Here is a 6,188-nt window from a genome sequence, read left to right on the forward strand (position 1 = left end):
TCCCTACCCTCGTTATAGCTGGCTGGGTAGTTTCCACCGATCGCGAGACACAGTCTCCGGCATCTTTCTAATGGGTGCTCGTCTCTATAACCCGACCACTGGGCGCTTCCTATCTGTAGATCCGGTGTTCGGAGGCAGCGCAAACCCGTACGAGTACGCTCTCCAAGATCCCTACAACCTCCAGGACCTCGACGGTCAGTCATGGGGGACTGTGCTTCGAGTTGCGCGGGCCGTTCCATCGGCTGCCCGAGCCGTTCCGTCGACTGCGCGTGCTGTGGTAGGAGCTGCACGGGCAGCTCCGGGCGCGGCAAGGGCAGCAGTCTACCGCGCTAACCTCAAGCGTCTTCCCCCACAGGTGAATACGGTTCTTAATCGAGTTACATCGAAGGGCTCACCGTTGCCGGGATACAAGGGAGGGGCCACCTATAAAAACAGCAACGGCGCGCTGCCCCGAGGTGTTTCCTATCGAGAGTGGGACGTATACAACACCAAGCCTCGCGGCGCCGCCAGGATCGTCACAGGAAGCGATGGGTCCGCGTACTATACTAGTGATCACTACAGGACATTTACTCGGATCAAGTAGGTGAAACGTGGCCTATGATTGGCTGCCACGAGTGCTGCTTTCGCCGCAGCCCCCGTGGATTCTCTGTGGAACAGTGCCCACACCTCCCGACGATGCCGACGAAGGTGGAAGCGGTGTGCGACTGGTACGCATCGACGGCGCAGGAATGAGCACAGAGGCAGAAATGCATGATCAATTTTCCGAGAGGTTTGAATTTCCCGAGTACTATGGTCGCAACTGGGATGCTCTATATGAATGCTTGACGGACCTGAGCTGGACCCCGGCGGGGGCATATATCATGTATGTCTCGCAAAGCTCTAGGCTTCTATCGAGACAGCGGCCGTCGATCCCGCTTTTTCTCGACATTATCTCGTCCGCATGTGCAGCTTGGGCGCTCCCCGAGTCACGCGGCTTCCCTATCGACGAACGTAAAGTCCCGTTTCATGCAGTTCTACATGACTCGGAACTGACGGAGAGGGAGCTAATGGATTTGTACTCTGCACTCGGAGTGCCGCTATCACTCCTATTGCCAGCCTAGTTCTCTATAGGAGCCAACTTTGTAAAGTGCTCGATTAGCTGTTTTCAGAAGTCTGCATTTAAATAAAGGGTACACCCGTGGTGCTCAGATCTCCTGATCACAATCTGAGCACCACGGGGAGTTCGTTCAGGTCGACGTCGTCACTGCGGAACCCGTCAACCTGTTTGAGGCAGGATCTTGCGGAAACTAGCCTGCTGCTGGGTCTTGCTGGATAGTCGGTTCGTCGGCGACAGGCCGGTTGATCCACACTGGTTCCGGGAGCGCCGGCGGCACCGGGGGCCGGCGGACGAACCGTTCGGGGTGCGCCGCGTAGGCGGCGCCCAGGACGGCAGCGCGGGCCTGGTGGACCTCGCCAGCCAGGCCGTGATGGACCGTCGCCGGGGTGAGCAGGCCGATCCCGGAGTGGCGGTGCGTGTTGTTGTAGTGGTCGAAGAAGTCCCGGCACCAGGACCGGGCCGCCTGAAGACTGTCGAACACCCCTGGGAAGTCAGGCCGATACTTCAACGTCTTAAAGTGAGCCTCGGAATACGGATTATCGTTCGACACCCTGGGTCGGGAATGCGAACGGGTAACCCCCAGATCCGCGAGGAGCAACGCGACGGTCTTCGACGTCATCGACGTACCCCGGTCCGCGTTGATCGTCAACTGCTCCCGACCGACACCCTGCTTGACACAGCTCGCGGTGATGAGATCCTCCGCGAGAGTGGCGGATTCCCGGTCGGCGATCATCCACCCGACCACATACCTGCTGTACACGTCGATGATCACATAGAGGTAGAAGTACGTCCATTTCTTCGGACCGTGGAGCTTCGTGATATCCCAGCTCCACACCGTGTTCACAGACGACGCGACCAGCTCGGGTTTCACATGGGCGGGATGGGTGGCCTGACGGCGACGCTCCCCGGTCTCCCCCCGCTCGGCGAGCAGCCGGTACATCGTCCGCGCAGACGCCAGGTACACCCCCTCGTCGAGCAGCGTCGCCCACACCTGGTCCGGGGAGGCGTCGACGAACCGCGGCGAGTGCAACACCTCCAACACCCGCTCCCGCTCCGCCGCCGACAACGCCGCGGGCTGGCGACGCTCCCGATGCGGGATCGGCGCCGGCCGCACCGGAGCCGGGCTCTTCCGATGCCGACGGTAATGCGTGGCCCGGGACCGTCCCATCGCCCGACACGCCGCCGCCACCCCCACCTCACCGGACAACGCGGCGACACCGTCCTCGACTATCCGTTCCGCTTCCGCGGCGACTCCTGCGATTCGCTGATCTCGGGAATGCCCTCGGAGAGAGTTTCCAAGAGCTTGGGAGTCGAAATGAAATAACTTGCGCATTTCGAATCCTCCACAGGCCTGTGACCTGCGATGATGCTCTCGATCGCGTATTTGTTACTTCATTACGTCCCCTTGGATACTTTTCCCTGCACATCGATCACGAAGCGGGCCTGCGCCAGCTCCTTTTCCAACCGTTCCTTCTCCGCCCGCAGCTTCTCCAACTCCCGGTTCCGCTCATCGGTCGGCGGGCGCCCCTTCGGCTTCGACAACCCCGCCAACGCCCCCGCCTCACGGGCCTTCCGCCACTCCGCGATATGCGCCGAGTACAGATCCTCCCGGCGCAAGATCGCGCCTTTCTGCCCGTCGGCAGCCGCCTCGTACTCGGTCAAGATCCGTAGCTTGTACGCCGCCGTGAACGACCGCCGCCGCGCCTTCGGCTCGACCTCCGGATCCGGCCGCGACCGGCCACCACTCTCCCGATCTCCCACCCGACCATCATCGGTCAGATCCCGCCTGGCCGTCACCGATACCACCACGATCGACTTCCTCCCTACCCGCCCCGTCACAAGATGATGGCCGGAACCTGCCTCACCTCATGCTGACAGATAGGGAACCACCACCCACAGCAAGATCACTTAACCAGCTGAATGTTTACCTTGGCCAGCCGGGCGGCCACCTCAGTCGGCACACCCGGCTTCGTTCCCGCCTCGACCTCGGCCTTCACGACCCAGACCCGCAGCGTCTCCGGCGAGATCCCCAGCTGAGCCCCGATCCGCTGGCACGCACCCTTCGCGCTCGTCCCCGCCTCGGCCCTGGCCTCCAGCACCAGCCGGATCGCCCGTTCCCGCAGCTCATCGGGGTACTTCCTCATCCGTTCGCCTTCGGCGTCTCCCGGAGCAGCGGCTGGCGCTCCAGTACCAGCGGCCGGACTCCGGCCAGGCGCAGCTCGGCGGCCAGCATCAGGCCGGTCGGACCGGCACCCACGATGATCACTTCGGCGTCCATCATCGGCTCCCCCTGCGGGGTATTTCGTCGCATTCCCGTGCGACCCCGCCATCGACAACAACACACGCATTCCGCGGCTCCTAATCTCGTGGGTTCTCGCCTCGGTCACGGATTCTGCGGCATGAACTGGGTCTTGCCGCAAGCCCCCCGGTGTGCTACAGATTAGAAATGGCAGGAAGAGCCATTGCGCTCTTCCTCAACCTCCAAATGCGGACGGACGACCTCCGCGCGAAGCGGCACGCGGCGTAGGAAGCCGCAATCCCCTTGGACGGTCTCCTGGGCGTCGTATGCCGTCTTTTAGGGCTCAGGACGGTCCCGTGCGGCGAGGTAGAGGGTCCAGTCGTGGGCGGCGTGCTGGGTCCAGGCGACGGCGGTGGCGATGTGGAGGTCGAGCAGGCCCGCGAGGATCGGGGCGGGTAGGTCCGCGGCGAGCGTCATGAGCGCGGCGCTACGGGCATGGCGGGCGTGCGGCAGCCCGTTGCCGCGAAGCGCCCGGTAGACCGCGTCCCGAGTCGGTTGGCCAGAGAAGCCGCCGGGGAACAGCCAGGTCGTGGCCGGCGGGGCGCTGCGAGCGAGAACGGATACGGGACGGGCGGCGTCGGGTTGGGCGAGTAGCAGGTCGGCGACCGCTGGAGGGAGAAGCACTCGGTGTGCTCCCAAGCGGAGGAGGGTCCGATTGCCCTCACGGTCGATCTGGTCGGCGTGTAGCGCCGAGATCCGGCTGACGGGTAGGCCGTAAAGCAGCAGGAGGGCGCCTGCCGCGCGAGCGGGCAGGGGCAGGGTGGTGTCGTGCAGGCAGCGACGGAGGTGGGTCCACCGGTCGTCTTCGCTGATCGCGGCGACGATGTGGCGGGGTCGCCGTTTCGGGATGCTCACGTCACCGGTGAGCCGTCGGCTGCGCGCCCAATGCAGGAACTCACGGGCTGGGTAGGCGCTCTCGGCCGAATGCTCAGTCAGCCAGCGGTCGACGTCGGCCTGGGTGAGATCGGCGAGCGTCGTCTGTCGATCGTCGATCCAGGCGAGCAGGCGGAGCGCGGCGCGGATGCGGGTGCGGGCCCAACCGGCTGCGGCCGGGGTGAACGGCCGGGCGGGCAGCCGGTGACGGGCGCGGCGCAGGATCGCCCAGCGCGCCCACGTACGGATCAGGCTGCTGTGGACGGTGGGCTGTGTGGTGAGGAGGTTGTCGAGCCAGGGGCCGAGGCGTTCGAGGTGGTCGGCGCGGTCGGGCAAGACGCCGACGTGGACGAGTGTCTGGCGCAGCCGGTGTAGAGCGAGGGTCTGCGGCCAGGTGTCGAGCAGCTCGTGGCTGGGTGGAACATCCGACGAGGCCAGGTGGAGGAACAACCGTTCGGCAGAACCGCCGGAGCGTAGCCAGGTCAGGACGGCGTCGGGCGCGTCGGCGGTTGCCAGAGCGGTCGCCAGCGGGCGCAGCTCGGGACACATGGCGCCGTTCGTGTCGGTGAGCAACTCGTTGGCACGGCGGGCGGCCAGGCAGCGTTCGCACCTGCCGTCGCGGGGCACGAACCCGGCCCGGCCGCAGGCCGGGCAGTCGTAGTCGACGTCCAAGCCGGCACACGGACCACAGATCCGTTGGCCTTGGGAATCGAAACCGACGAGCACCTGAGCGCGCCGGCAGCGGGGGCAGAGGGCGGGGTGGCGGCGTGTCCAAGCGTAGCAGGAGGCGCAGACGCTACCGATCGGCCAGGTGGCGATGATCCGCCGATCGCGTCCGCACCGCGAGCAGCGGCGAGTGGCCGTGGTTCGGCAGCGGGTGCACAGGCGGGGTCCGCCGTGGGCGCCGGTCGTGGCCAGCTTCCCGATCAGCTCGCAGGCGTCGCAGACACCGAACAGGGTGCGGCGGTAGCACGCCTCGCACAGCCCCGGCTGACCGTCGCGGGCGCGGACCTTGAGTCGGCCTTCCCTTTCACAAAGCCCGCAGTGCAACGCGGGTCGGCAGGCGGCGCACACGCGGCACCGAGAATCTTCGAGATGGGCAAGAAGGCAAACTCTCCCGACCTGACCTTCGTCTTCCCTATCCGCGCCGAGTATCGCGACTTGGTCCCCGGGGCGGTCCACGTCGACGGCACCGCGCGCATCCAGTCGGTGTCACCGGCACAGCACCCCCGGCTTGCGCGCCTGCTTGAGGCCGTTGAGCAGACAACGGGTGTGCCCTGCTTGATCAACACCTCCTTCAATTTGGCGGAGGAACCGATAGTATCCTCGCCGGAGGATGCCCTCCGTTGCTTCCTCGGGACGGGTATCGACTACCTGGTTCTCGAGGACTACCTCGTCACGAAGTTGGAAGGTTGAGAATGAGGGATGGGAAGTTCGACGACGCGACGCCGTTCTGCTTGTTCCACATCGATGGTGTCACCCGACTCGCCACAGGGGAAATCCATTACAACACGCTGCTGGAGGCGCTGCCCCGGCCGTTCAACGCTGCGGTCATCACCATGGTCCCATATGCGCAGCTGAGGGAGCGCGGCTTTGTCTGCCACGATGGCGGGGAGCCGCTGGTTTCCCTTGTGGCCAAAGACTGCCGCGAGGTGGACCTCGACGGATTGGTGGCGGGGGCCGAACCGGAATTCTCGCTCGGCGAGGTCATGTTTGATCTCAGCGACGACGAGTACGCGGATGTCGTCCGCCAGGTCGTCGACGCCGAGATCTGCCGGGGCGAGGGGGCAAACTTCCTTCTGTCCCGACGTGGTTTCACGCGAATCGAGGGATTTAACGCTGAGGTGGCAGCGACCGTCTTCCGGCGACTGGTGCGCAACGAGCTCGGTGCATATCTCACCTTCTGCTTTTTCGATGGTG

7 protein-coding genes and 2 pseudogenes are annotated in these 6,188 nt (G+C 64.9%); 4 read left to right on the forward strand and 5 right to left on the reverse strand.

Going from position 1 to position 6,188, the window contains the following annotated elements:
- Positions 1-22: 22 nt before the first annotated feature.
- Entirely contained in the window at positions 23-583 is a 561-nt protein-coding gene (locus ACY45C_RS19095) for a ribonuclease domain-containing protein (protein WP_462188950.1), read from the forward strand.
- A gap of 115 nt (positions 584-698) precedes the next feature.
- A complete protein-coding gene (locus tag ACY45C_RS19100; RefSeq protein WP_462188951.1) occupies positions 699-1,100 on the forward strand; it encodes a barstar family protein in 402 nt (133 codons plus the stop codon).
- A gap of 186 nt (positions 1,101-1,286) precedes the next feature.
- Here ACY45C_RS19100 and ACY45C_RS19105 read toward each other — a convergent pair whose 3' ends face one another.
- The 5 genes and pseudogenes from ACY45C_RS19105 to ACY45C_RS19125 form a co-directional block, all read right to left on the reverse strand.
- Positions 1,287-2,429, reverse strand: coding sequence for an IS3 family transposase (locus tag ACY45C_RS19105; protein ID WP_462188945.1), 1,143 nt, complete (start codon positions 2,427-2,429; stop codon positions 1,287-1,289).
- A gap of 62 nt (positions 2,430-2,491) precedes the next feature.
- The gene (locus ACY45C_RS19110) at positions 2,492-2,857 is read right to left on the reverse strand and encodes a transposase (protein WP_462188946.1); all 366 of its coding nucleotides are present in this window, start codon (positions 2,855-2,857) and stop codon (positions 2,492-2,494) included.
- Positions 2,858-3,000: 143 nt separating this feature from the next.
- The gene (locus ACY45C_RS19115; protein WP_462188947.1) at positions 3,001-3,240 is read right to left on the reverse strand and encodes a transposase; all 240 of its coding nucleotides are present in this window, start codon (positions 3,238-3,240) and stop codon (positions 3,001-3,003) included.
- Positions 3,240-3,377: pseudogene (locus ACY45C_RS19120) on the reverse strand (FAD-dependent monooxygenase); the annotation flags it as partial. The pseudogene ACY45C_RS19120 and the gene ACY45C_RS19115, both read right to left, overlap by 1 nt.
- Positions 3,378-3,671: 294 nt before the next feature.
- Entirely contained in the window at positions 3,672-4,940 is a 1,269-nt protein-coding gene (locus tag ACY45C_RS19125) for a hypothetical protein (RefSeq protein ID WP_462188948.1), read from the reverse strand.
- A 225-nt stretch (positions 4,941-5,165) separates the two neighbouring features.
- Between ACY45C_RS19125 and ACY45C_RS19130 the strand changes: the two genes are divergently transcribed.
- Together ACY45C_RS19130 and ACY45C_RS19135 are read left to right on the forward strand one after the other, a co-directional pair.
- Positions 5,166-5,684, forward strand: a complete 519-nt coding sequence (locus tag ACY45C_RS19130) for a carbamoyltransferase C-terminal domain-containing protein (protein WP_462188949.1) — start codon at positions 5,166-5,168, stop codon at positions 5,682-5,684.
- A gap of 2 nt (positions 5,685-5,686) precedes the next feature.
- Positions 5,687-6,188: pseudogene (locus ACY45C_RS19135) on the forward strand (phenazine biosynthesis protein PhzE); the annotation flags it as partial.

Source organism: Frankia sp. CcWB2, from assembly GCF_977927585.1.

Bases quoted from the DNA above. Each gene is read 5' to 3' on its own strand.
- ACY45C_RS19105 (WP_462188945.1), bottom strand. From the start codon at position 2,429: ATGCGCAAGTTATTTCATTTCGACTCCCAAGCTCTTGGAAACTCTCTC.
- ACY45C_RS19115 (WP_462188947.1), bottom strand. From the start codon at position 3,240: ATGAGGAAGTACCCCGATGAGCTGCGGGAACGGGCGATCCGGCTGGTG.